The sequence below is a fragment of the Acinetobacter lwoffii genome (assembly GCF_052078135.1).
GTDB lineage: Bacteria > Pseudomonadota > Gammaproteobacteria > Pseudomonadales > Moraxellaceae > Acinetobacter > Acinetobacter lwoffii_Z.
Genome location: NZ_JBQGUZ010000001.1, coordinates 217917 through 244593, shown reverse-complemented (window position 1 = coordinate 244593; position 26677 = coordinate 217917). Strand labels below are relative to the sequence as shown.

General features: G+C 44.4%; 22 protein-coding genes and 1 pseudogene. 17 read left to right on the top strand and 6 right to left on the bottom strand.

All coding sequences use genetic code 11. The features are described 5' to 3' along the window. Window positions 1–164: 164 nt before the first annotated feature. Window positions 165–3644, bottom strand: coding sequence for an Rne/Rng family ribonuclease (locus ACTL4S_RS01110; RefSeq protein ID WP_441298574.1), 3480 nt, complete (start codon window positions 3642–3644; stop codon window positions 165–167). 766 nt (window positions 3645–4410) lie between these two features. Between ACTL4S_RS01110 and ACTL4S_RS01105 the strand changes: the two genes are divergently transcribed. The 7 genes from ACTL4S_RS01105 (at window position 4411) to ACTL4S_RS01075 (ending at window position 12379) form a co-directional block, all read left to right on the top strand. Continuing rightward, entirely contained in the window at window positions 4411–5367 is a 957-nt protein-coding gene (locus ACTL4S_RS01105) for an RluA family pseudouridine synthase (RefSeq protein WP_004278531.1), read from the top strand. A gap of 346 nt (window positions 5368–5713) precedes the next feature. After that, window positions 5714–6382: an HAD-IA family hydrolase gene (locus tag ACTL4S_RS01100; protein WP_005250564.1), complete on the top strand. Its 669-nt coding sequence runs from the start codon at window positions 5714–5716 to the stop codon at window positions 6380–6382. A gap of 407 nt (window positions 6383–6789) precedes the next feature. After that, window positions 6790–7587, top strand: a complete 798-nt coding sequence (locus ACTL4S_RS01095) for a 2-keto-4-pentenoate hydratase (protein ID WP_086044161.1) — start codon at window positions 6790–6792, stop codon at window positions 7585–7587. A gap of 24 nt (window positions 7588–7611) precedes the next feature. Next, window positions 7612–8508: an acetaldehyde dehydrogenase (acetylating) gene (locus tag ACTL4S_RS01090; protein WP_004647362.1), complete on the top strand. Its 897-nt coding sequence runs from the start codon at window positions 7612–7614 to the stop codon at window positions 8506–8508. A 12-nt stretch (window positions 8509–8520) separates the two neighbouring features. Further along, window positions 8521–9540: a 4-hydroxy-2-oxovalerate aldolase gene (gene dmpG, locus ACTL4S_RS01085; protein WP_005102984.1), complete on the top strand. Its 1020-nt coding sequence runs from the start codon at window positions 8521–8523 to the stop codon at window positions 9538–9540. A 429-nt stretch (window positions 9541–9969) separates the two neighbouring features. Beyond that, entirely contained in the window at window positions 9970–11232 is a 1263-nt protein-coding gene (locus ACTL4S_RS01080; RefSeq protein WP_441298573.1) for an OprD family outer membrane porin, read from the top strand. A 286-nt stretch (window positions 11233–11518) separates the two neighbouring features. Then, window positions 11519–12379, top strand: a complete 861-nt coding sequence (locus ACTL4S_RS01075; protein WP_004278523.1) for an alpha/beta fold hydrolase — start codon at window positions 11519–11521, stop codon at window positions 12377–12379. Window positions 12380–12760: 381 nt separating this feature from the next. Here ACTL4S_RS01075 and hcaR read toward each other — a convergent pair whose 3' ends face one another. Further along, window positions 12761–13669 carry a DNA-binding transcriptional regulator HcaR gene (gene hcaR / locus ACTL4S_RS01070; RefSeq protein WP_044111817.1) on the bottom strand — a complete coding sequence of 303 codons (909 nt, stop codon included), beginning with the start codon at window positions 13667–13669 and terminating at the stop codon, window positions 12761–12763. 281 nt (window positions 13670–13950) lie between these two features. Between hcaR and hcaE the strand changes: the two genes are divergently transcribed. From hcaE to ACTL4S_RS01025, 9 genes and pseudogenes are all read left to right on the top strand, one after another. Next, window positions 13951–15318 carry a 3-phenylpropionate/cinnamic acid dioxygenase subunit alpha gene (gene hcaE / locus ACTL4S_RS01065; RefSeq protein ID WP_005245893.1) on the top strand — a complete coding sequence of 456 codons (1368 nt, stop codon included), beginning with the start codon at window positions 13951–13953 and terminating at the stop codon, window positions 15316–15318. Further along, window positions 15315–15833, top strand: coding sequence for a 3-phenylpropionate/cinnamic acid dioxygenase subunit beta (hcaF, locus tag ACTL4S_RS01060; protein WP_441298572.1), 519 nt, complete (start codon window positions 15315–15317; stop codon window positions 15831–15833). The genes hcaE and hcaF overlap by 4 nt, the downstream gene beginning before the upstream one ends. Next, window positions 15833–16159 (top strand): 3-phenylpropionate/cinnamic acid dioxygenase ferredoxin subunit, encoded by a 327-nt coding sequence (gene hcaC, locus ACTL4S_RS01055; protein ID WP_219308271.1) that lies wholly within the window; start codon window positions 15833–15835, stop codon window positions 16157–16159. Before hcaF ends, hcaC begins: the two co-directional genes overlap by 1 nt. A 2-nt stretch (window positions 16160–16161) precedes the next feature. Beyond that, the gene (gene hcaB / locus ACTL4S_RS01050; protein ID WP_004781818.1) at window positions 16162–16977 is read left to right on the top strand and encodes a 3-phenylpropionate-dihydrodiol/cinnamic acid-dihydrodiol dehydrogenase; all 816 of its coding nucleotides are present in this window, start codon (window positions 16162–16164) and stop codon (window positions 16975–16977) included. Between the two features lie 73 nt (window positions 16978–17050). Next, a complete protein-coding gene (locus tag ACTL4S_RS01045; RefSeq protein WP_441298571.1) occupies window positions 17051–18016 on the top strand; it encodes a 3-carboxyethylcatechol 2,3-dioxygenase in 966 nt (321 codons plus the stop codon). A gap of 4 nt (window positions 18017–18020) precedes the next feature. Next, a complete protein-coding gene (gene hcaD / locus ACTL4S_RS01040; protein ID WP_441298570.1) occupies window positions 18021–19247 on the top strand; it encodes a 3-phenylpropionate/cinnamic acid dioxygenase ferredoxin--NAD(+) reductase subunit in 1227 nt (408 codons plus the stop codon). Between the two features lie 168 nt (window positions 19248–19415). Continuing rightward, window positions 19416–20316: pseudogene (locus ACTL4S_RS01035) on the top strand (DMT family transporter). 181 nt (window positions 20317–20497) lie between these two features. Further along, window positions 20498–21433, top strand: coding sequence for a cation diffusion facilitator family transporter (locus tag ACTL4S_RS01030; RefSeq protein WP_441298569.1), 936 nt, complete (start codon window positions 20498–20500; stop codon window positions 21431–21433). A gap of 406 nt (window positions 21434–21839) precedes the next feature. Next, on the top strand, window positions 21840–22895 hold the full coding sequence (locus ACTL4S_RS01025) for an MBL fold metallo-hydrolase (protein ID WP_004278509.1): 1056 nt from the start codon (window positions 21840–21842) through the stop codon (window positions 22893–22895). Here the strand turns inward: ACTL4S_RS01025 and ACTL4S_RS01020 are convergent. The 3 genes from ACTL4S_RS01020 to ACTL4S_RS01010 all read right to left on the bottom strand — a co-directional run bounded on the left by ACTL4S_RS01020 (window position 22885) and on the right by ACTL4S_RS01010 (window position 25344). Beyond that, entirely contained in the window at window positions 22885–23295 is a 411-nt protein-coding gene (locus ACTL4S_RS01020; protein WP_071850443.1) for a DoxX-like family protein, read from the bottom strand. The genes ACTL4S_RS01025 and ACTL4S_RS01020 overlap by 11 nt on opposite strands. After that, entirely contained in the window at window positions 23285–23728 is a 444-nt protein-coding gene (locus ACTL4S_RS01015; RefSeq protein WP_441298568.1) for a thiol-disulfide oxidoreductase DCC family protein, read from the bottom strand. The genes ACTL4S_RS01020 and ACTL4S_RS01015 overlap by 11 nt, the downstream gene beginning before the upstream one ends. Before the next feature lie 95 nt (window positions 23729–23823). Further along, entirely contained in the window at window positions 23824–25344 is a 1521-nt protein-coding gene (locus tag ACTL4S_RS01010; RefSeq protein WP_005245901.1) for a catalase, read from the bottom strand. Between the two features lie 619 nt (window positions 25345–25963). Between ACTL4S_RS01010 and ACTL4S_RS01005 the strand changes: the two genes are divergently transcribed. Further along, entirely contained in the window at window positions 25964–26143 is a 180-nt protein-coding gene (locus ACTL4S_RS01005) for a DUF7230 family protein (RefSeq protein ID WP_004278505.1), read from the top strand. Here the strand turns inward: ACTL4S_RS01005 and ACTL4S_RS01000 are convergent. After that, window positions 26140–26640 carry a hypothetical protein gene (locus ACTL4S_RS01000; RefSeq protein ID WP_005245903.1) on the bottom strand — a complete coding sequence of 167 codons (501 nt, stop codon included), beginning with the start codon at window positions 26638–26640 and terminating at the stop codon, window positions 26140–26142. The two genes, ACTL4S_RS01005 and ACTL4S_RS01000, sit on opposite strands and share 4 nt — an antisense overlap. Window positions 26641–26677 lie beyond the last annotated feature (37 nt).

The window sequence follows — 26677 nt, the reverse complement described above, 5'->3', positions numbered from 1 at the left end:
ATTTATTTTTCGTATCCGATACGTTCAATTTATATACAGTAGACGAGCTATCCATCTTTTAGCGTTAAAACACTAGTGCAATCAACCTATTCTGACTAAATCTAGCAAAAAAAACCTAGTCACCGAAATGACTAGGTTTTTTTAGATGACTGCAATTGAGCAAATTATGATTCAGTTGCAGTATTGGCTTTTTTCGGTGGACGACCACGTGGACGACGTGGACGAGCAGCCTGTTTCTCCGCTTTTTCAGCTTCGCTGGCTTCAGTGTCTTCTGTTGTTACTTCGGCCTGATCCTGGGCTTCTGTAACAGGAGCTTCTGATTCAGCATTTGCTTCAACTGGCGCAGCATCTTCAGGTTGAGCTTCAGTGACTGGAGTCTCTTCTGCAGGAGCTGCATCTACTGGTGCCGTCGTTTCAGTCGCTTGTTCAGCTGGCTGAGCATTTACGGTTTCTTCAATAGCGATTTCAGTGGCTACTGGAGTTTCAGTTGCTGCTGCTTCAGCAGACTCTGCTTGCGCTTCTGCTGCTACAGGTGCTTCTGGCGCAGTTTCAATTGCCGGAGCTGTTTCTACTTTAGCCTGTTGCTTGGCTTGTTGTAGGGCCTGTTCTGCAGCCTGCTTAGCCAGACGGCGACGCTCACGTGGATCGTTTGCGACACGTTTGTCCGACACCGGTTTTGGTGGAGTCAGGTCCAGAACTGGAGCAGGCTCTGCTTCAACCTTGGCTACGGTCACTTGAACATCACGGGTGACCGGTTTTTTCTCTGTGGCAGGCGTTGCTGCAGCCACCAGACTCGCGTTGTACTCTTTTGTGAACTTCTCTAGAGCACGGTTGAAGGTTGGCAATAAACCAAACTGTTCAATCAGTACGGAGCAGTCTTCACCATAAACATGGCGAATCAGGCTACCAATAGTGAACTGACCCAACGTTGGTACTTGTGACGGAGTCAATTTCTGAACTGTAGCCTGTTGAGGCTGTCCTTCACGTTGCTGACGACGACGCTGACGCGGATCGTTGCTGGCACGAGGTTTTTCAGCACTTGATTCTTCCGCTGTCACAACTTCTTCAGCAGGTGCTGTCAGTGCAGCTTCTACTACATTTTCAGCAGCGGCTTCTTCAACTGGCGCATCTGCCGGTGCAGTAACTTCAACCGCTGGCGTTACAACTGCAGCATTGTCATTCAATGCCACGATTTCGCTTTTCGCCTGGTCAATATTCACGACCATAGCTGTTGGCATCACGTCTTGACGTGGCGCATCGACCAACTCAACACGAAGCTGCTTGTCATTGACTGCTGGCGCTTCAACGACTGCAGGGGCTGCTTGTTGAGCCTGCTCATTCAGCACGCTTGGATCGCGGTGGCGATTTGGACGTTCCTGACGTGGCTGGTTACGGCGGTCACGACGTGGCATTGCCTGTTGTGGCTGTTGTTCATTGTTTTGAACATCATTTTGCTGAGATGGCTCGTTGTGATGCTGACGGCGAGAATTACGCTTGTTTTCACGTGCTTCATGACGTTGCTCTTGACGAGATACCTGAACCACTTCTTCATGCACCTGATGTTGCTGAGGAGCGGAAGCTTCAGACTGAACCTGCTCACGCGGTTCTTTGTGCTTCGGATTGCGTGGTTTTTTATTGTTATGACGCGGCGCTCTTTCATCACGCTCTGCCGGTTTTTCAGCATCACGTTCCTGTTTTTGCGCTACAGTCGATGGTGCAAGGTAGGCATTGCTGCTTGCCGGAGCAGCAGGTTGAGACACTTGCTGTGGCGCAGGTTGTGCCACTGGTGCAGACAATTGACCGAACTGACCACGGCTCACCGCACCGCCATTGATCATTTGTTCAATTGCTGCAGCTGCATTGTTGGCAGTACGCGATTGATCAACAGTCGCAGCCTGTTTTTGAACAAACAGGTTTTCTAACCATGCGCATGGGCTAGATGCAGGAGCAGCAACTTGTGCTTGGGCTGGAGCTTGTTGCGCAACAGGTACTTGCTGTGCATTTTGGTTTTGCTGGTTACGGCGTTTATTGTTTCTGCCGTTGTTTTGCTGTTGAGCAGGCGCTGGTGCAGCAGCATGCGTATGTTGTTCTTCTTCTAAATGCCATTCAGATGACTCATAACCCAACTCTTTTTCACTTGAACGTGTTGCTTCAGTACGTTCATAGCTGGTTGGTGCAAAGCCTTCGGCATTATAAGTGATTTCATAATGCGGTGTTTCCAGATGCGGATGCGGCAACACAGTCACACGTACATTTGAAGTCTGTTCCAAATACACCAAGGTGTGACGTTTTTCATTCAATAAGAAGGCAGCAATTTCCACTGGAACTTCGACTTGAACTTCACCATGACGTTCACGTAGCGCGATCTCTTCCACTTTACGCATAATCGAAAGTGATAAAGAACGAAGATCACGAACCATGCCGGTACCATGGCAGCGTGGGCAAACGTAGCCAGTCGCTTCTTCAAGAGAAGGGCGCAGACGTTGACGGCTCATTTCCATCAAACCAAAACGTGACAATTGACCGAACTGGATACGGGCACGGTCACTTTGCGTCGCTTCACGCAGCTTCGCTTCCACCATACGCTGGTTGCGGTCTTTGGTCATGTCGATGAAGTCGATCACCACCAGACCACCGATATCACGTAAACGTAATTGACGCGCGATTTCTTCTGCCGCTTCAATATTGGTATTTAACGCGGTGTCTTCAACGTCGCTACCGCGAGTCGATTTTGCTGAGTTAATGTCAATTGACACTAAAGCTTCAGTTTGGTCGATCACGATCGAACCGCCAGAAGGCAATTTTACTTCACGTTCATAAGCGGTTTGAATTTGACTTTCAATCGCGAAATGCGCAAATAAAGGTTCATTTAAGGTATAAGTTTTCAGTTTTTCTAACTGACGTGGCATTACCGCTTTTACGAAGTTATAGGCTTCGTTATAGGCTTGTTCTGAGTCAATCAGGATTTCAGCAACATCATCACGCAGGTAGTCACGAATGGCACGTGTCACTACGCCCGCTTCCTGATGTACCAACATTGGCGATGGACCTGAACTTGCAGTGCTCTGGATTTGTGCCCAAAGGTCTAACAAGTGCTGTAAGTCGAGTTGCAATTCTTCTTGTGAACGGCCAATCCCGGCAGTACGCACAATCACGCTCATACCACGTGGCACGTTCAGTGTTGCCAGCATTTCTTTCAGTTCTTCACGCACTGAACCGGAAATCTGACGGCTGATACCACCACCTTTCGGGTTGTTTGGCATTAATACCAAATAACGGCCAGCAAGTGAGATAAAAGTAGACAGGGCAGCGCCTTTATTGCCACGCTCTTCTTTTTCCACCTGAACCAGAAGCTCGGTGCCTTCAGTGATCAGTTCACGGATATTCGAAGTTTGGCGAGGGTCGGCTTTGTAATATGAATTCGCGATTTCACGCATTGACAGGAAGCCTTGGCGACCTGCACCGTATTCAACGAATACAGCTTCTAAAGAAGGTTCAACGCGAGTCACGTGACCTTTGTAGATATTGGATTTTTTTTGTTCACGGGTACGATTTTCTAAATCAAAATCGTAAAGACGCTGACCAGTGACAAGTGCAACGCGAATTTCTTCGGCATGTGTTGCATTAATCAACATACGTTTCATGGGTGTAACACCTTATAGTGATACACAGCAAAAAATCGCTATACACGTAGCGAACATCACACATCACGGATCAATGGCTCAAATCTGCAATGAATTTCATTGTGGTTTGAGTCTTTTATGACCGAGCTCTATTTAATATAGATGGGCTTCGGTTTTTGATTCACGTATTGATGATGGCAATACGGCTTCAATCTTTAAACGGATTAAAGTCACCTGAACGCTTCACTGGCGGACGAGCGGTGCATTGGATGTGTGTAACTTTCACTGTCACATTGCTCGAAGATCATCCCTTCTTTATAGAAAGTGTCTTGATACGGAATTGTCGTCGTATCTTTACAAACTGTGCAGATCCAATGCATCAACGCTGTAGCCTGAAGTCGTCTTCAGGTTGCGACTAATCTGATGTGTATCAGTTTACGTTTAAAAACCAACAAAGTTGGCGACATATTTTTTAAGACAAACTGATTTATGTACCTGAGGTACAATTAAACGCAACAGTTTGCTTTGTTTGCCGATATAATAAGCCTTCGGCGTGGCATAATTCTTTGGGGACCTTCCCGTATCATGTGAGTCTTTAATTGAACAATCAAGTTCAGAAAAATCTGAAATGATTCAACTTTTACTCACAAACGATGGTTTCCGTGCGCTGACTATATCAAACCTTGCATCATCTGCCTATGGGCTAAGCTTATGTTTCTTGTGTAAAGCATAACCTAAGTGATCAGTTTTTAATCAATTTTAGTATTTTTTGGGTCATAGTAACTGTATGAATTCTACGCAACAATGGCAAAACGTCACTTGGTTTGAAGTGGATGAACATCAAGATGGACAACGCATCGATAATTTCCTGTTTAGTCGTCTGAAAGGTGTGCCAAAAAGCCGTATCTATCGTCTGATTCGTGAAGGCCAGGTTCGCGTTAATAAAAAACGCATTAAAGCAGAAACCAAACTCGCAATCGGTGACCAGATTCGCGTTGCGCCGATTCGCTATGAACAAAAAGATGAATCTGCTGCACCTGTTTCTGACAAAGTGGCACAAGGCTTATTGGCCCGTGTGATTTATGAAGATGAAGGTTTGATGGTCGTGAATAAACCTTCCGGGATTGCTGTGCATGGTGGTAGCGGTGTGGCCTATGGCCTGATTGAGGGCTTGCGTGCCGCAACCGGTAAAAAGTATCTGGAACTGATTCACCGGATTGACCGTGATACTTCCGGTCTGGTGATGATTTCCAAAAAGCGTAGCGTGTTGAAAACATTACAAGATATGTTGCGTGAACATAAAATCAAAAAAACCTATGCCGCTGTAGTAAAAGGGCAGGTCAGTCTGGATAAACAGCTGATTGATGCACCTTTACATCGTTACGAGCTGGCCAATGGTGAACGTCGTGTCTGCGTGTCCCCGAAAGAAGGTAAAGAGTCTAAAACCCAGTGGAATGTGCAGGAACGTTTTATGCATGCCACACTGGTGTATGCATCTCCGCTTTCTGGTCGTACCCATCAGATTCGTGTTCATGGTTTGAGTATTGGTCATCCGCTAGTAGGCGATGAAAAGTATGGTCATGAAACAGAATATCGTGGGCCAAAACCACGCCGTTTGTGTTTACATGCAATGCGTCTGGACATTCCGGGCTATCCAGCAATTGAAGCACCATTGCCAGAAGATATGCAGAGTCTGGTGGCGCAGTTAAGAGCGCAGAAAGCGGATAAACCGGCTGCCCAATAAGGACTTATTTTTTCTTTTAATAAATTTAATCCACCCTCACCCTCCTTTGAAAAAGGAGGGAATTCCCCTATTTCTTAAAGAGGGCTAGGGGAGATTAAATTTCGAAAGAATCCTCTCCCTAAGCAGCACTGCTGAGCAAGTCTCCTTCTTGCACGTCGTTTAAAGCAGTGCTTTAAACTCGTTCAGGAGAGGGAACGTTACTTATTAAATAGTAATGTTGAATTAAAACTTCATTGATAATTCGACTTTATTGGTTCTTTTATTAAAGTCATTTGCTTAAGAATGAAAAATTCCTTCTCCTTGTAGGAGAGGGCTTCAAGACTGAATCAAATCTAGGAAATTTTTTATGAACTCACCTGTAAAATTGGTCATTTTCGATTGGGATGGCACTTTATTTGATTCAGTCGGTCAAATCGTGGCGAGTTTGCAGTTTGCCGCACAGCAGTTTCAGCAGCCGTTAACGGATGCAGATGCGAAAAGTATTATTGGACTGGGTTTGCCAGAAGTCGCACAGCGACTTTTCCCGACAGTACCAGAATTACATACGGATATTTTGCAGGCTTATTCCGATCATTATGTTGCCAACTCATCAGGAGATTCCTGGTTTGAAGGCGTAGCGCACATGCTCGCAGATTTACAGCAGCAAGGCGTGAAGCTGGCAGTAGCCACAGGGAAAAGCCGTAAAGGTCTGGATCGTGTATTAAAACAGACGAACAGTGAAGAGCTGTTTGTGAGTACGCGCGCAGCCAGCGAAACCCATTCTAAACCTCATCCACTCATGTTAGAAGAAATTCTGGCGGAAACCGGTGTGCAGGCTGAACATGCGATTATGGTCGGTGATACGTCTTATGATCTGGAAATGGCGCAAAATATTGCCATGCCAAGCGTTGGGGTAAGTTATGGTGTGCATGAACCTGAACTTTTAGCACAATTTAATCCAGTCTGTATCGTGGATGATGTGGCTGCTTTGCATAGCGCTTTGTTGGCTAAAGTCCAATGGAAACAAGCAGTTTAATCCAGTATCTTGGTTGTAATGAAAAACAAGCAGTTCCCCGGTTTAAATTGGCTGGGGAATGCTGCAGATTTAAGCGCTGGTTCTTATCTTTTAGTCTAAAGTCGTAATTGTACTGATTTTATTCGGTCATATTATGGCAGTTATTTTGCTAAATAACGATGTGTTTTAAAAAATAAGATTTTGTTTTATTTAATTTTTTATAAATTATTCTTATAGATAATAGCTATAGCAAAAAATAAAATAACTATTGGCACAAACGCCGGATTTTTCCCATCCTAAAACTGTTTATTCCTATGCTCGCTCTAAGAAAGGCAGTCCATGCGGATGATCAGCCTGATCATTTTCATATTTTCTGTCCCTCTTAGATCCCGGCATAAGCCTAATTTTTGCAGTTTAAGGAAACATTGATGTCGAATTCTGCTGTTGTTGAATCAGTTGCACAAGCACTTCGTAGCGCTGAATTATCACAAACTGCGATTGCACCGATTCGCCCGGAACTTGGCGGTGAAAGTGCTGACGTAGATATCGCCTATGCCGTTCAGGAAGTGAATACCGAGCGTGCTTTGTCTGAAGGTCGCCGTCTGGTGGGTCGTAAAATTGGTTTGACGTCTAAAGTCGTTCAAGCGCAACTGGGTGTAGATCAGCCGGATTTCGGTATGTTATTTGCCGACATGGCCTATGGCGATGGTGAAGCAATTCCAGCTGGCCTTCTGATTCAGCCGAAAGTTGAAGCAGAAATCGCATTGGTGATTAACCAGGATTTAACCAAAGAAAAACACACGTATGCAGACATTATCAGCGCAACTGATTATGCACTGCCTGCAATTGAAGTGGTCGATAGCCGTATCGAAAACTGGAAAATCAGCCTGATTGATACTGTGGCGGATAACGCATCTTCTGCTGCATTTGTCTTGGGTTCTCAGCCAGTTAAGTTAGAAAAACTTGATCTTGTGAACTGCAAGATGGTGATGACGCGCGGTGAGGAAGTCGTTTCTCAAGGCGTGGGTAAAGCATGTCTTGCAAACCCACTCAATGCTGCGGTTTGGCTGGCTGATGAAATGGTGCGTCGTGGCCGTCCATTGTTGGCAGGTGACATCATCTTGACGGGTGCTTTAGGTCCAATGGTTGTGGCGCAACCAGGTGATGAATTCAAAGTTGAAATTGAAGGCTTCGGTTCAGTAACCGCTGCATTCGCTGCTGAATAATCAAGATTCCAAGAGAGTACATTCATGAAAAAGATTAAATGTGCAATGATCGGTCCAGGGAATATTGGTACTGATTTGCTTTATAAATTACAACGCAGCGAATGGTTAGAGCCTGTTTGGATGGTGGGGATTGACCCGACTTCTGAAGGTTTGGCGCGTGCTGCGAAAATGGGTTTAAAAACCACAGCTGAAGGCGTTGATGGTCTTCTTCCTCATGTGATTGCTGATGACATCAAAATTGCATTCGACGCAACTTCTGCCTATGTCCATGCTGAAAACAGCCGCAAGCTGAATGAACTTGGCGTGTTGATGATCGACTTAACGCCTGCTGCGATTGGTCCATTTTGTGTACCACCAGTCAACCTTGAAGCATTGCTACAAGCGGGCGAAGTGCCTAACGTGAACATGGTGACTTGTGGTGGTCAGGCAACGATTCCGATGGTGGCTGCAGTTTCTCGCGTTCAACCAGTTGAATATGGTGAGATCATTGCAACTGTATCGACTAAGTCAGTTGGTCCTGGTACGCGTAAAAACATCGACGAATTCACACGTACCACTGCGGGTGCAATCGAGAAAGTGGGTGGCGCGAAACAAGGTAAAGCGATCATTATCATTAATCCGGCTGAGCCACCTTTAATGATGCGTGACACAGTACATTGCTTGGTTGAAGGTGAGCCGGATCAGGCAGCGATTACTGAATCTGTACATGCCATGATCAAGGAAGTTCAAAAATACGTACCAGGTTACAAGCTGGTAAATGGTCCGGTATTTGATGGCAACCGCGTATCAATTTACTTGGAAGTTGAAGGTCTGGGTGACTTCCTGCCGAAATACGCAGGCAACCTGGATATTATGACTGCAGCAGCTGCACGTACTGCAGAAATGTTCGCAGAACACGTGTTCAATACCGCTGAAGCTTAAAGGAATACCAAAATGTCTAAGATTATTGTTCATGATATGACTTTACGTGATGGTATGCACCCGCAGCGCCATCAAACGACTGTTGAGCAAATGATTGCAATTTCAACAGCACTTGATGATGCTGGCGTACCTTTAATCGAAGTTACACACGGTGACGGCCTGGGTGGTTCATCGGTTAACTACGGTTTTGCTGCTGCAACGGATGAAGAATACTTATCTGCTGTTGTGCCACGTATGAAAAATGCAAAAATTTCTGCATTACTTCTTCCGGGTATCGGTACGGTTGACCATTTGAAAATGGCACATGAAATTGGTGTTTCTACCATTCGTGTGGCGACGCATTGTACTGAAGCGGATTGTTCTGAACAGCACATCACCGCTGCACGCAAATTAGAAATGGATACCGTGGGCTTCTTGATGCTTGCTCACATGGCATCTCCTGAAAAATTGCTTGAAGAAGCAAACAAGATGGTGTCTTACGGTGCAAACTGTATCTATGTGACAGATTCAGCAGGTTATATGCTTCCGCAGGATGTGATCGACCGTGTTGGTCACTTACGTCAACACTTAGATCCAAGTATTGAGCTTGGTTTCCACGGGCACCACAACTTAGGTATGGGTGTATCGAATACTGTTGCTGCTGTTCAAGCAGGTGCAGTACGTGTTGACTTGGCATCTGCTGGTTTGGGTGCTGGCGCTGGTAACACGCCACTTGAATTATTCATCGCTGTGGCAAACCGTATGGGTATGGACACTGGCGTTGACCTGTTCAAAGTACAAGACGTTGCTGAAGATCTAGTGATTCCAATGATGCACAACCCGATTCGTGCAGACCGTGATGCGGCAACTTTAGGTTATGCGGGGGTTTACTCTTCATTCCTGTTATTTGCTAAACGCGCTGAAGCGAAATACGGCGTATCTGCGCGTGAAATCCTGATGGAACTTGGTCGCCGTGGTACGGTAGGTGGTCAGGAAGACATGATTGAAGACCTGGCATTAACCATGTCTAAAGCGCGTGAGTTACAAGCTTAATTTTTAATACCGTGGTATTAAAATAAGGGCAATAAAAAAGCATCCGATTCGGATGCTTTTTTATTATTAAGTAGATTTAATAATATATTAAAACTCTGATCTCAGATATTTTAGTTATAGTGATAGGTAGGGATTATTTTAGTTTCATTTTTTCATTAAACATAAAAACGATAAATAAAAAATATTATCTTAAAGTTTTTAAAAAAATTGCTCTTATTAATAGAAGAAACAAAAATTTGAATTAAATATCTGGTCAAATTTTTATTTTCTTTAATCGGTTTAAAATCTAAGAGATTGAGCGCTTAAATCTGGGCTTGAAATATGCAGAGCTAAAAGAGCAAAAGTTTAATACTGTGGTCGGATTTTTTATTTAAACCGACTTGCGCATGATGGCTGCATGGATTTTATTAGCTGAATGGGGAACTCATCATGCGTCGTCACAATTTATGGATTGCAATGCTTGCTGCGACAGCAACTTTAGGGACAACTGCAACGAATGCAGACTTTATTGACGACAGCAATGTTCAACTCAAATTTAAAAACTTTTATCTAGACCGTCAGTATCAAGATGACTATTCATCACGTAACTGGGGTTCTTGGTCACAAGGGGTGACTCTGGATGCCAAGTCCGGTTATCACGATATCGGTGGTGGTGTGCAGGTTGGTGCTGATGTACTGGTGCAACATGCAGTCAAACTCAACGGCCATGATAAAAATCCGGACTGGGTTTTACCGCACGATGGCAAAGAATCAAAAGATCATTTCGGTAAAGTCGGCGCGACCTTAAAAGCCAAAGTTTCACAAACTGAGCTGAAAGTCGGCGAGTTATTGCCTGTATCTCCAGTCTTGGTATTCGATCCATCCCGTCAGTTATTAACGACTTATAGTGGCGCTTGGTTAGAGTCTAAAGACCTTAAGGATACCAAGTTAACTCTGGCGTATATTGATGGTATTAACAACCGTTATGACAACCAGTTCCGTGACTTAACTAAATTTGCTCCACCAAGTTTCTATGATACGGGTGCTGAAGCTGATGGCATGTGGATTGCGGGTGTAGACCACCAACTCACTAAAGAAGTAGGTGCGAGCTACTGGTATGCCGATGTTCAAGACATTTATCAACAGCATTATCTAGGTGTCAATTACAAAACTGCGCTTGGTGAAAAAACCAAATTAGATAGCCATATTCGTTACTTGGATAACTCGGAGTCAGGTGACAAGCTGTATGGTGAGATCGATAACCAGGCTGTGTCTGTCGCCGCAAAAGTGAATCATGGTGAACATAGCGTAGGTGTGGGTTACCAGCAAATGTTTAGTGATAGCGCATTCCCGACATTGGGTGGCTGGGTGCCACAGCCTTATCTGGCGAACTGGGGGGTAGCGACCTTTACCGCGCCAGAAGAAAAGTCATGGAGTGTTTCTTATGGCTATGACTTCTCTGAAATGGGTGCAAAAGGCTTAAACGCAACAGCCGTATATTTCAAAGGTTATGATCAGAAAGGTACTGGGGCGTATCAAGGTCAGAACTTCAATACGGATGAAGTGAATGCCATCGTGAACTACACTGTGCCAGAAGGTAAATTAAAAGGTTTGGGTGTACAGGCGATGTATATTGATGTGAATTTTGCCAATCCAGCAAAACCAGACCTGCAAGAATACCGTGTCGCCACCACTTATACGCATAAATTCTAATACCCGTATATTTTAAAAGCAGTCAGTCTTCTGGCTGCTTTTTGGTTTAAGCGTTCCATTGTTGCATTAAAGGCTTAGATTGAGTAGGGTCTTATTTTAAATTGATATATAAAACAAATACTTAAATTATATCTATTTTGTAGGGTGCAATCGTAATTTTGTATCAGTTTGCTGCGGCTGAGCGGTTAATATAAGGGTGTACACAAGTCATTTTAATGAGTCAACTTGACGTCGAATTCTTGAAAATAGAGGGACACGCAAGCGAAAGACTGTAAGAGGAAGCAATATGAGCACTGTTCAAATCCCTGACTATCAAACAGATCCATTCTTTGGCTTAGAAGATAAATGGATTGAAACCGCTGAAGGCGAGTTGACCCATTACCACGAAATTGGTGAAGGTACGCCTATTCTATTTTTACACGGTTCAGGTACGGGTGTATCGGCTGCGGCAAACTGGTGGTTAAACCTGCCACAAATTGGTGAGCAGGCGCGTTGTATCGCGATTGATACCATTGGTTATGGCCAGACTGTAGTTGCACCGGGTACTGAATATGGTATCCGTGCCTGGGTAGATCATGCGATCCGTACGCTAGACGCTTTGGGTATCGAAAAAACCTGGTTGGTCGGCAACTCTCTGGGTGGCTGGTTAGCATTCCAGATGGCACTGGATTATCCAGATCGCATTTTGGGTATCGTGTCTATGGGTACGGGCGGTGCAAAACAGACTGCTGCACTCAAAGCTCATGCAAACCCAGTTCTTACAGAAGAAGGGATCAAGAAAACCCTTTCTATGTTTGTCGTGAACAAAGACCTGATTACAGATGAACTGGTAAAAGTACGTTTTGCTTCTGCTGCAAATGACTATGCATCAAATCGTTTAATGGATGTGGTTGGCGCACGTGACCGTGACCGTTTCGAGTTCCCATTAGATTTCGAAAAAATGAAAGACATTACTGTGCCTGTATTGCTGATTCATGGTACGCAAGACGTGGTGATTCCGGTTTCTCGTACTTGGGACATCCTGAACATCGTGCCAAATGCTGATGCACATATCTTCAGCCAATGCGGTCACTGGTCTCAAGTTGAAAAAGCAGATGAGTTCAACACTGTGATCAAAAACTACCTGGCTGTTCACGGCGTAAAATAAGTTTGATACAGTTTTAAAAAAGGATGGCTTTGGTCATCCTTTTTTATATCGGAAATATTTAAGGTAGCGCACCTAAGTGAGTTTGATTCTCATTTATTTGAATAAATATAAAAATCTAATAATTTTTATAGGTTTGAGCTATTTAAACTGAGAAAAATCCGAATGAAACTTTATTAGACTTAAGTGGTAAATGCAGTACATTTAGAGCTAAAAATACACAATTTGGGTCAAGGGCAAGTGACAAATTTAAGCGCCAGAAATAGATTCTTTATTATAAAATAGAATTAAAAATGGATTCTTAAGCATAAAATAATAAAACAAAAAAAGCATATGCCTATCACAAGTTGAATGGCATATGCCTAATGCAGGGAAGAAATAGGATTAATTTTGTTCGCTACGGTTAATATCCAGATAGAACACACGGGTCAAAAGCTCAAGAAATTTGCTCACGACATAGGATTTGTTGTTTTTATGGTAGCTGACATACAGGTCTAAATAGGGCAACTCCACGTCCAGCGGACGAATCACGGTATTATCCATGGTTAGTGGTGCAATATAGCCAGGCAAAATGGTACAGCCTAGGCCCATTCCGATCGAGTTGATATTAAATAAAATATTATCGGCCTTTTGCACGATATTGAGTTCAATGCCGTTGGCTTTGGCAAAGTCCAGAATAGCCTGGTTCAGGGTCAAGGACTGCTCTGCTGATGGAATAATAAAATCAATACCATTCAATGCTTTAACAGGAATTCTTTCGTATTTTGCTAAGGGGTGATCTTTAGGCAGGAGAAAAATCAGCGGTTCACGAATCACGAACTGGCTTTCAATTTCATCACTATTGAAATTATGACGGGTAAATGTCAGATCTAGATCACCTTTTTTTAACAAACGCATCTGCTCATTGTTGTTCAGGCTGAGCAGTTCAATTTTTAAATCTGGGTTCTGTACACGTAGATTTGGCAAGATATAGGGGAAGATTTTCATCTCGGCTACCGGTACAAAACCGATACGGAGCATTTGCTGTTTGGCCTGTGACACCTGACGTGCCATGGCAACGGCTTTGTCCGCCTGTGCAAGGGTGAGACGGGCCTGTTCCAGGAATACGGCGCCTTCTTCGGTCAGCTCTACTTTACGTTTGGTCCGGTTGAGTAGCTTTACCCCGACATCTTCTTCCAGGTCTTTGATTTGCTGGCTAAGTGAGGGTTGAGCCGTATAAAGTTTAAGTGCTGCCTTACTAAAATTGAGCTCTTCAGCAACGGTGATAAAGTAGCGAAGGTGTCGTAATTCCATGTCATCAACCCAAAGAGTAATCCAAAAAATGTCTTACTATAATTTCCTCAAAGTATAATCTATAAACAACTATGTCGTGAAGATTATTTTCCCATTCATAAACTAAATGCTCTGGCGGGATTAATAGATGTTTTAATATAAAAATTCACGTGCTTAATAATTGCTTTAAGCTCTTAATTGAAACAAAAAAAATATTTCCCGAAAAACGCTGTCAAATCCATCATCGTTGAAAAGTTGAGTCTATTACTTTGTGCCAAAGATAGGTCACAGGAGAGCTTTTCATGAGTGGAAAAATTGATGTGCGCGAAATCGATGCTTTAGTCGATGCACAAAATGGACGTATTACGCCATCTATTTATACAGATCCTGACATTTACGAATTAGAACTCGAACGTGTTTTCGGTCGTACTTGGTTATTCCTTTGCCATGAAAGCCAAATTCCTAAGGCTGGTGATTTCTTCAATACCTACATGGGTGAAGATCCAATCATTGTGGCACGTCAAAAAGACGGCTCAATCAAAGCATTTTTAAACCAGTGCCGTCACCGCTCTATGCGTGTGAGCTTCGCTGACTGTGGTAATACCCGTGCATTTACTTGCCCATACCACGGCTGGTCATATGGCATTGACGGTTCTTTAAAAGATATCCCGCTTGAAGATCGTGCTTACCCGCATGGTGCATGTAAAGAGCAATGGGGTCTGGTTGAAGTGAATCGTGTGAAGTCTTACAAAGGCTTGGTATTCGCTTGTTGGGATGAAACCACACCTGATCTAGAAGAATACATGGGCGATATCGCTTGGTATTTAGATGGCGTTGTTGACCGTCGTCCAGGTGGTACTGAAATCATTGGTGGTGTACACAAGTGGGAAATCGAGTGTAACTGGAAATTTGCAGCGGAACAGTTTGCATCTGACCAATATCACGCCTTGTTCTCTCACGCTTCTGCGATCCAAGTATTGGGCGCGAAACCAGACGACGAATCTTCTAAAAAATTAGGTGCTGCGCAAACTGCTCGTCCAGTTTGGGAAACTGCCAAAGACGCGATCCAGTACGGTTCACGTGGTCACGGTTCAGGCTTCTTCTTTACAGAGAAACCAGACGCAAACGTATGGGTTGACGGTGAAGTTGCCAACTACTTCCGTGAAACTTACGACGAAGTTAAAGAGCGCCTAGGCGAGACTCGTGCATTGCGTCTTGCAGGTCACAACACCATGTTCCCAACTTTGTCTTGGTTGAACGGTACTGCAACACTTCGTGTATGGCACCCACGTGGTCCAAACAAAACTGAAGTGTGGGCATTCTGTATTGCTGATGCTGAAGCATCTCAAGAAGTGAAAGAAGCATTTGAACGTTCTGCAACGCGTGCCTTTGGTCCAGCCGGTTTCCTGGAGCAAGATGACTCTGAAAACTGGATCGAGATCCAAAAAGTTTTACGTGGTTATAAAGCGCGTCAAAACAAACTCATTATGGAAATGGGTAAAGGCAACGAAAAAGTACGTGAAGATGGTATCCCAGGTATCACCAACTACATTTTCTCTGAAACTGCAGCACGTGGTATGTACCGCCGCTGGGCAGATTTATTGATCCATGAAAAATGGGAAGACGTGGAAAAAGCAGCTGACGAATATGAGAAGGGGCTTATGAAATGAGTCAAATCAGCTTAGAACTTCATCACCAAATTAGTCAGTTCCTTTATCGCGAAGCAAAATTGCTAGACGATTGGAAATTCCGCGAATGGTTAGATACCTTAGCTGAAGATATTTCTTACACGCTACGTACCACGCCAAACGCACAAACCCGTGACCGTCGTCGTTCAGTTGAACCACCTACCACTTGGGTGTTTAACGATTCGAAAGACCTTTTAGAACGTCGTGTTGCTCGTCTGGAAACTGGTATGGCTTGGGCTGAAGAGCCTCCATCACGTACCACTCACATGGTGAGCAACGTGATTGTTGAGCCAACTGAAGTTGAAGGCGAATACGATGTGTACATGACATACCTTCTGTACCGTACCCAAAAAGAGAAAGACGTTACGATTTACTGTGGTAAACGTCATGACAAGATTCGCAAAGTTGAAGGCGGCTTGGGCTTCCAGATCTTCAACCGTAAGATCACCCTTGACCAAGTTACCTATAACTCACATAACCTGAGTGTGTTCTTCTAATGAATAAGATTTTTGTTTGCCAAGTTGACGAATTAGACGAAGGCGAAGCGTTAAAAGTGGATTGCGGCGTAAACGGTATCGAAGCGCTTGCTGTATTTAACAATGGCGGTGAATTCTTCGCTATGAACGATAAATGCAGTCATGGTAATGCGTCAATGTCTGAAGGTTACCTTGAAGATGACGGTACTGTGGAATGTCCATTGCATTCAGCACGTTTCTGTTTAAAAACAGGTGAAGCATTGTGTCTACCTGCAACTGATCCAATCAAAACATTCCCAGTGATTGTTGAAGATGGTGCGTTATACGTAGAGATGGCAGGAGAGTAATCATGGGTTGGCTACAAGGCGAAGTTGCACTGATCACTGGTGGTGGTTCAGGTCTCGGTTGGGCACTGGTAGAACGTTTCCTGGAAGAGGGCGCACAAGTGGCCGTTCTTCAACGTTCACAGTCTAAAGTCGATGCACTGAATGCACATTTTGGTGACCGCGTGCTGGCAATCGCAGGTGATGTGGCCAGCTATGAAGACAACGTCCGCGCTGTTAAAGCGACTGTAGAGCGTTACGGTAAACTCGACTGTTTCGTGGGTAATGCCGGTATCTGGGATCACTATGCCGATATCGTCAATACTTCAGGTGAGCAGCTGGAAAAAGCCTTTGATGAGATTATGGGGATTAATACCAAATCTCTGATTTTGGGCGCGAAAGCTGCACTGGATGAGCTCGTTAAATCTGAAGGTTCGATCATTTTCACACTGTCTAACTCTGCACTTTATTCTGCAGGTGGCGGTCCGGTTTACACAGCATCGAAACATGCCGGTGTAGGCATTATGAAAGAACTGGCTTACGAACTTGCACCTAAAGTTCGAGTGAACGCCGTTGCGCCATCAGGTATGAATGTGAACATCAAGGGTGCTGCATCTTTAGGTCAGGAAAATCTTGGCCTGCTCGATGCACGTGATCCTGAGAAAATCGCCCGTGGCATGCCACTGAATTTCTTACCTGAGCCGGAAGATATGACTGGTTCATATGTGCTCTTGGCATCTCGTCAAAATAACCGTCCTCTGACTGGTGTTCTGATCAACGCAGAATGCGGTCTAGGTATTCGTGGCCTACGTCAGCCACGTGCCGGTTTCTTTGACGAATAAACATCTAGTCTCATTCAAATGGACTTACCGGCAGCCTCTTCTCTCAGGGCTGCTTTCCTTCTAGGAGTCTCTCATGGCCGTTAAACTTATTTGTGCATCGCACAGTCCTTTAATGGAATTTGCTTCACCTCAAGATCAATCAAAAAAGCAAAAAGTTCGTGCTGCTTTTGAAAAACTCTCTGCTGAAGTAAAAGCTTACGACCCAACCCTGATCATCACTTTTGGTCCAGATCATTTTAATGGTTTCTTCTATGACCTGATGCCAAGTTTCTGCGTCGGTATTCGTGCCAAAGCTGCAGGTGACTGGGATTATGGTAAAGACAATGACCATATTGATGTACCTGAAGACAAGGCATTAGATCTGGTTCGACGTGTACTGGATGAAGGCGTGGATGTTGCCTACTCATACCGTATGCAGGCCGACCATGGCGTGACTCAGCCATTGCACTTCCTGTGTGAAGGTAAACTTGACCGTTATCCAACGATTCCAATTTTTATTAATGGCGCTGCAGCACCGATGCCAACTACCAAGCGTACCATCGCTTTAGGCCGTGCTGTGGGTCAATACATCAAGTCTTTAAACCTTGAAAACGAGCGTGTGCTTGTTTTAGGTACCGGTGGTCTGTCACATGATCCACCTACACCGCAAATGGGTGCTGTACCACCAGAAGTGGAAGAGTTCCTGATTGCAGGCCGTTATCCAACGCCTGAAGCACGTCATGCACGTCAATCCAAAATTATTGCAGTGGGTCAAAAGCTGGCAGCAGGGGATACGTCAGTTGCCGTGCCTTTGAATGCTGAATGGGATATTGCCCTGCTGGAAACCTTCAAGCATGCTGATTTTGCAACATTAGAAGCGATGACTGAAGCTGAAATCCGCCGTGATGGTGGTCGTGGTGGTCAGGAAGTCCGTTCTTGGATGGCTGCCTTCGCTGCCTTAAGCGAAATGGGTGAGTATGAAATGACCACACATTGCTATGAAGACATCAGCGAATGGATTGCCGGTTTCGGTATCGTATCTGCAGAGTTAAAAGGTTAAGAAAATGAGCAACGTAAACAACATCGTGATCGTGGGTGCTGGCCAGGCAGGTGCAAGCGCAATTTTAGAACTTCGTGGCAACAAGTATGAAGGCAAAATCACTTTAATTGGTGATGAAAGCCATCTTCCTTATGAGCGTCCACCGTTGTCTAAAGATGTGATTCTAAAACCTGAAGAGACCAAGATCGAAATCCTGTCAGAACAGAAACTGGCAGATTTAGGGGTGGAAAAAATTCGCGGTAATGGCGTGATGAAAATCAATGCCGAAGCGAAAACGGTTGAACTCCTGAACGGTGATGTTGTTGCTTACGACAAACTCTTGCTTGCAACAGGTGGCGCCGCGCGCCGTTTGCCTAATTTCGATGCTTTGGGCAAACACGTTTATACCCTGCGTAACCTGGAAGATTCACAAGCGCTGGTGCCTGTGCTTCAAGCCGGTCGCCGTATCATCCTGATCGGTGGTGGCGTGATTGGTCTTGAGCTTGCATCATCTGCACGTTATAAAGACTGTCAGGTGACTGTGATCGAAATGGGTCCGATGGTCATGGGCCGTTGTTCACCACAAATCCTGAGTGAATTCCTGCTGGAACAGCATCGTCAAAACCAGGTTGATGTGCGTCTTGAAACCAAGATTGCAGATTGCCGTTTAGACGGTGAAGAAGTCGTGGTAACGCTGGAAGGCGGTGAAGAACTGCGTGCCGATGCTGTAGTTTACGGAATTGGGATCGTGCCAAATGCACAGCTTGCAGTAGATGCAGGTTTGGATGTTGATGTTGCGATCAAAGTCAATGAACACTGCCAAACCTCGAATGCTGACATTTATGCAGCGGGTGATGTTGCGACTCAGTTACGTGACTGTGGCAATCACCGCCGCGTTGAAACTTGGGAAAATGCCAACCTTCAGGCAGGCATCTTTGCGCGTCACGTGATGGGTGTGGAACATCCGAAAGCCAATCCGGCCTGGTTCTGGACGGATCAGCTGAATATCAATTTCCAGTTTGTCGGCGATATGGCCGCAGCTGAATGGCATATCCGTGGGGAAATGGATGCAGCCAAAGGTGCAGACAATTCATTCGTGATGTATGGTGTGACCGATGGTCAGATCGTTGGCGGGATTGCCGTGAATGCAGCCAAAGAAATGCGTCATTTGAAAAAAATGATCAGCAAAAGTACGGCGTTTGATGTTGAAAAACATTTGGATATCGCGCAAGACTTACGCAAAATTGCTTAAGTTGTATTGAGATATCTTTGGACAGACCTATGTTTTGCATAGGTCTGTTTTTTATGCACGAAACTTGATGAATTTATCAAAAATTAAAACTTCATCTCAGCATGAATTCGCTATACGCTATTTTTGAAGTTGCTGATCCAGAACTTCTTGGCCTCGTTTAGGAGACTTATGAGTTCTTCATCATCATTGCCGGTCACGGCAAGTATTTACGCTTTATTGGTACTGATCTGGGCAGCAACGCCACTGGCGATTGTCTGGAGCGTGGCCGAGATTCACCCGATGTGGGTGCTGATCATTCGCTATTTCGGTGCCTCGGTTATTGCACTGTTCCTGCTGAAGATCATGCGCGACCCGCTGCCTTTTGACCGTACTTCAATGAAAAGTTATCTGGCAGGCAGTTTGAATTTAATCGGCGCGCAGCTGTTTATTTATCTGGCGGCCAATTATCTGACCTCAGGTTTGATGGCACTAATTTTTGGTTTTTCACCGCTGATCGCTGGTTTGATCGGGCATATGATTTTAAAAACCCATAAACTGATCTGGCTGCAATGGCTCGGCATGGCAGTGGCCGTCGCCGGTTTATGTTTTGTTTTTGCCGACTCGGCAGACAGCAAGATCAATCCCTGGGGGGGTGGTGCTGATCAGTATGGTGTCTTATATCAGCTCGATCTTCTGGGTTAAACAGATTAGTGCACCCTTGAGTCCGATGTCGCAAGCGACGGGGTCATTGCTGGTCTCTGCAGCGGGTTCATTCATTTTAGTGCCGTTTATCTGGCAACACATGCCGACTCAGTTGCCTAGCACACAGGCAATGATCGGTTTCGTATTTACCATGATCATGTCCTCGATTGTGGCAATGCTGTGCTATTTCTGGCTGATTCGTCGTCTAAATGCTTCGACCGTCTCATTGAGTAATGTAATGACGCCGGTGATCGCTCTGGTATTGGGAGCAACCTTAAATCATGAAATTATCAGCAGTCATGCTTTTGCCGGTATTGCGGTGGTGATGTTCGGGATCATCATGTATTTCTGGAAAGAATGGCGCGAGCAGTATTTTTCCAAGCATTAAAACTGTAAAAATCAAAAGGGCGAAAGCCCTTTTATTATTTGAGTAGAGAGTAAAGTGATTCAACAACGTGAGAGATCACGACTAAGCAACAATTTGTAAAACAACTTTCAAAAATAAATGATTAAGATTTTGATACATAAATTATTCAAGCTTGCACAAGCTTATTTAGGACAGTTTCAGGATGTCTGAATCCAATAAAATCGTAGTCTATGCAGCCCTGTTTGGCAATCTGGCGATTGCGCTGGTTAAATTTGTTGCGTCCTATATAACCAATAGTTCTGCCATGTTCAGTGAGGCAATTCATTCCGTAGTAGATACCTTGAATGAAATTTTACTGTTATATGGCATGAAAAAATCAGAAAAACCGGCAAATGCCAAACATCCTTTTGGTTATGGGCGTGAACTGTATTTTTGGGCCTTTATTGTGGCATTGATGGTTTTTGCGTTGGGTGCGATTGTGTCCATCTATCAAGGGATACAGCATATTCTTCAGCCTGAAGTCATGCAGGATCCATTAATCAATTATATTGTGCTGGGTCTGGCGATTCTTTTTGAAGGATTTTCATGGTCAGTGGCTTTAAAAACTTTTCGTAAACAAAAGGGAAATCTGGGATATTTTGAAGCCTTTCGACACAGTAAAGATCCAACGACCTTTACCGTGTTATTTGAAGATACTGCCGCCCTGGTCGGCTTGGTGATTGCGCTTGTCGGTATTTTTCTGGCGCATCAACTGAATATTCCTGAATTGGATGGTGCTGCATCGATTTTAATTGGTATCGTGCTGGCAGTATCTGCCTGGTTTCTGGCACGTGAAACCAAAGGTTTGTTACTGGGTGAAACGGCAGATCCGAAACTGCGTGAAAATGTATTGAATATTGCTCAACAGGATGCGGCAGTTTTCAGTGCTAATGGGGTATTGACTGAGCAGATGGGGGCTCAGCAAGTCATTGCATCATTGAGTCTGGAATTTAAAGATTATTTAACTTCTGATGAAATTGAAGCCTGTGTCAACCGGATCGAAGCGCAGATTAAACAGCTGCACCCGGAAATTATTGCTTTATTTGTGAAGCCGCAAACCAAGGCCGTATGGCTGGAACGAACTCAAGGTCGTGTATAAAGATCTAAAAATCATTTGAGGTCAGTATTTTGACTTCAGGTTGCCTTTCTCGCACAACTGATGTGATGATACTGATGTATGGGGAATTCCATCATAAAATCATCAATCGGCAGGCATGCTTTTGTCAGTATAGGCTTATAAATATTGAGTATCATTTTGTATTTTTAGACAGAAGGACAAGAGCAATATTTTTCTAGATAATCCCAGACTTCAGCCAGCCATAAGGCCGATGAAATGCCATTTTTTTGCTAAAAATAACAAAAACATACATGATTTTCTGTGACGGATTTCATACTATGTTGCAGTGTGCCTGTTTTTAGTTTGTATGCTCATTAAAAGATGCACCGCTTGACCATTTCAAGAGGTTGTTGTCTTGCATATAGCGAATAATAAATAGTGGATGTTTATGCAAGATCTTCTCAAAACTAAAAAATTCCAGTTAATCACGGAATCCAGTTGGAAACATCTCTGGTCTAAGCCAGTGTTTGAGTATCTGCATTCAGATCATTTCGACGGAAAACAGTTTCGTAATCTTGAGCATGCATCTCTATCGCGCGGTCGCTTTGATTTATATAAATGGCTCATTACCCGAAAATCCAAGACCTGGAATGTTAATCTTGACGAGGAACGTGCCGAGTTTTTTTCTCGTCCGCGCGCATTGCCACAGCAACGTCCAGATGCAGCTCTGGATGACTGGCAAGTCTGGTTTATTGGTCACGCCACCACATTAATTCAGATCGGCCCCTATAATTTCCTGACCGACCCGGTCTGGGCTGAATATGCCAGTCCATCGGCTTCTACAGGGCCGCAGCGGGTCATTCCGGCTGGCATTGCCTTGGATGAATTACCTCAGATTGATGCCGTACTGCTCAGCCATAACCATTATGATCATATGGATCTGGCTAGTCTGGAATGGCTGCACAACACTTTTGAGATGCCTATTTATACTGGTCTGGGTAATGCCTGGTATTTGCCAGAACATTATACCGTGCATGAAATGGACTGGTGGGAAAGTGCCTTTTTTGAAGAGATCCGGATTGTCTATACGCCGGCTCAACATGCCTCAGGGCGCGGCATGCGCGATCAGAACTGTGCACTTTGGGGAGGATTTTCTTTATTACATGGCAAGGAACATTGTTTTTTTGCCGGAGATAGTGGCTACGCCTCACATTTTAAAGAAATTCGTAAACGTCTGGGTGCACCGCGAATTGCCTTACTCCCGATAGGAGCGTATGAACCGCGTGAACTGATGCGCGCGATCCATATGAATCCGGAAGATGCCTTTCATGCCCATCATGACTTGCAGGCCAAATGTTCACTGGCGATTCATTACCGTACTTTTCAGCTCACGGATGAAGACCGGGATGCGCCGGAACATGAGTTGCATGAGATCATCAAGCATTCTTCCAAGTTGATTAATCCGTTTTATTGCATACGTGAAGGCAAACGAATTATTGTTTAAATATTTTACTCTGTTCCTGTTGGATGAGTTGAATGGCCACTACAGAAAGCATCAGCATGGCGGTATTCATCACCACAGGATTGAATGCTGCAGTAAGTTGCAACGGGGCTGTGAATGCAATCAGCAGTAGTAATCCAGCAAGTCCGATAATATTCAACCCATGCAAGAGTATGGACCGGTTCCATTTCAGAAAGCATAAGCCAAATAGCATTTCACATCCTCCGGAAAGTCCAACCAAGACTTTGGCCAGTGCCAGCTCAAAACCCATATTTTGCCAAATGCTAATTTCAGCGGGTGATTGGAACAGAATTTTTGGAATGAGTCCCTGATAGAGCCATAGTATGACCAAAGTCAGCTGGATAGTACGCAGTGGTTGTAGGAATACAGGTTTAGGATTCACGAACAGCTTCTTCCAGAAAATGGCGTTTATTTTCGCTGGATGGAATCAGGCAATACTCGGTTTTACCAAATAGCTTGTAACGATTTAAAGCAATCACACGATACAGAAAGTCGCGGATAAAACGCGGAACCAAATAATCTGCGCTCATTAAATTAAAAGGAAAACCGAGATGCTGCAGTACTTTCAGCAAGGCAGTCGATTCGGTATAGAGTGTGCCATCTTGAATGACGAGCATCGTGGTGTAATGTTCAGTGGGCATCTGATAATGTTCGAGCAGAGCTGTACCTAAAGGCGATTGGGCGGAAACCAGTTTAAACTGAATCTTTTTATCGTATTTAATCAGAAACCGTGTCCAGCCATTGCAGATTACGCAAACAGCATCAAATAAAACAATGTCGTGTTGTTGAATGATGTCTTCAATATTTGGATGCATTGTTGTATTTCTTTTTGTGCCAGCTTGTTTCTATAGTGCTTGATGCTGCAATAAAAAACCACCCGAAGGTGGTTTCTATACATGTCTAAACTGGCTTAGAGAAAGCTAGGCAAACCTTTGGCTGGATCGCTTTCACGTGCTGCTTGGGCATCTGCTACAGTCATACCTAAGGCCTTAGCAACGCCTTGCCCATAAGCTGGATCGCAAGCGTAACAGTTGCGGATGTGACGGTATTTAATGAAATCTAGCGCATCACCCATCGCTCCGGCCGTGTTATTAAACAGAGCCTGTTTCTGCTGGTCATTCATCAGGTTGAACAGGGCGCGTGGCTGGCTGAAGTAATCATTGTCATCTTCACGGAAATCCCAGAAATCGGCATCACCGGTGATTTTCAGTGGAGGCTCTCTGAATTCCGGTTGTTCCTGCCACTGGCTAAAACTGTTCGGCTCGTAATGTGGCAATGAACCATAGTTGCCATCCATGCGGCCTTGACCATCACGGCGGTTCGAATGTACAGGACAACGTGCAGCATTGACTGGAACCTGTGAATGATTCACGCCAACACGGTAACGCGCTGCGTCGGCATAGTTCACTAAACGTGCCTGTAACATACGGTCCGGTGAGTAGCTGATGCCCGGTACAAGATTACTTGGTGCAAAGGCTGCCTGTTCTACATCCTGGAAATAGTTTTCCGGATTGCGGTTCAGTTCGAATTCACCGACTTCAATCAGTGGATAATCGCCCTTTGGCCAGACTTTGGTCAGGTCAAATGGATGATAAGGCACTGTTTCGGCTTCCAGTTCCGGCATGATCTGAACGTACATTTTCCATTTTGGATAGTCACCACGTTCGATGGCATCAAACAGGTCGGTCTGGCTGCTTTCACGGTCTTTGGCGATCAAGTCTGCAGCTTCAGCATCGGTCAGGTTCTGGATGCCTTGCTGGGTACGCATATGGAATTTTACCCAGAAGCGTTCATTTTTGGCATTGATAAAACTGAAGGTGTGACTGCCAAAACCATGCATATGACGGTAACCGGTCGGAATCCCGCGGTCGGACATGACAATGGTCACTTGATGCAAAGCTTCAGGCAACAGTGTCCAGAAATCCCAGTTATTGGTGGCGCTGCGCTTGTTGGTTTTCGGGTCGCGTTTGACTGCTTTATTCAGGTCAGGGAACTTGCGCGCATCCCGCAGGAAAAACACCGGGGTGTTATTGCCGACCAGATCCCAGTTGCCTTCTTCAGTATAGAATTTTAAGGCAAAACCGCGAATATCGCGTTCCGCATCGGCCGCACCACGTTCACCCGCCACTGTTGAGAAACGGGCAAACATTTCGGTTTTTTTGCCGACTTCAGAGAAAATTTTAGCGCGGCTATATTGGGTAATATCATTGGTCACGGTAAAGGTACCAAAAGCACCTGAACCTTTGGCATGCATACGACGCTCTGGAATCACTTCGCGGACAAAGTTGGCCAGTTTTTCATTCAGCCATAAATCCTGGGCAAGTAAAGGTCCACGCGCACCTGCCGTCATACTGTTCTGGTTGTCGACCACAGGGGCACCAGCTTCAGTGGTCAGGTGGGTGACAGGGCATTTTTTAAAATCTTGGCTCATCTTTCCTCTCCAAGTTTTGAATATCTTATGTCGTTTACCTAGTATTCATAAAATATTGAGATATATGCTAATCAGATCAGGTTTCGCTATATTTACAATATCTTTAAATAAAGGGTGTTACAGCACAAAACGGAATTCAGGGTATAATTGAGTGAGCTCACTCAAAAAATATTTTTAAATTTAATAAAGTTTAAAATGTTGAAAATTAAATGGTTACTCTTAAAAAGTAACGGGTTTTCCACTCTGTGACAATATCAAATTCTATATATTTTGAATAACTCGAATAATGAATGGGATTAAACGAAAATAACAATATCTAAGTCGATAATATGTTTTTATCAAAGGATAAAAATAATAAGTGAATAGTATTGTTTAAAATAAATTTTATAACTGATTTATTTTAAACGTTTTTTTAATCGAGTTTTGTTGGGCTGAAGAAACCCATAAAAATAATGAATGAAATAAGGGTGTTTTCTGGCTATAACTCCCATTTTTGCATATAGAAAATCCTGGCTAAATGGGCTTTATTTTTGAAAAAGCATTGGCAAATATGCTTGAAAATTAGTCAGTCGGCCCTATAATTATCTCACTCCTTCCTCCAAATTATATAGAGAGCAAGATGGCCAAGAAAAAAACAGCCGAGCAGGTAGTGATCCACAATTTTGTGGCAAAACACATGCATGAAGTCAACAAAAGCCAGGTTTTTGTAGATCGAAAGAAAAATTCAAAACGTGGCTACAACAAGCACAGACAAGGGCGATATTCCATGGAAGATCGCCCTTTTTTAATGGCCGCTTAAGGTCTGTAAGGTGGCTGGGGACGACGTGGGGGCTGCTTAGGATTAGTTTTAACTGGAGAGAGCGGGGCGACAGGTCGGTTGTTACGAGTTTGCGAATATTGATTTGGATACCGGGATGATGTTGTCGATTCATCCGCGATTAAGTCATTAAAGAATTTATTGAGTTTGCTTTGCACTGGTGCTTTGTGGTGAGGGGAATGAGGCTGTGGTCTGGCCTGCTGAAAACTGGCAAATTGATCTTTTTGTTGGTGATAGAGTCTGGCAGCAATGACGGAGGGGTCATCTCTGCCTAAACGCCGCCGTTGCGATGCCGAAATTTCAATGCCCAATAATGGAGTCATTTTAGGCCGATCGGCATAGCTCATTGCTCGATTGCTGGCGGGGCGTATATAAGATGAACCGGAATTATGAGCTTCTTTGCGGGCAGCCAAGGCCGGTGCAAGAATGACCACATAGAACACCGCAACAATCATGAACAGGATGACCAGAAATTCCATAACCACCTCTACCACTGTCGAGGGACTGGAAAAAGTC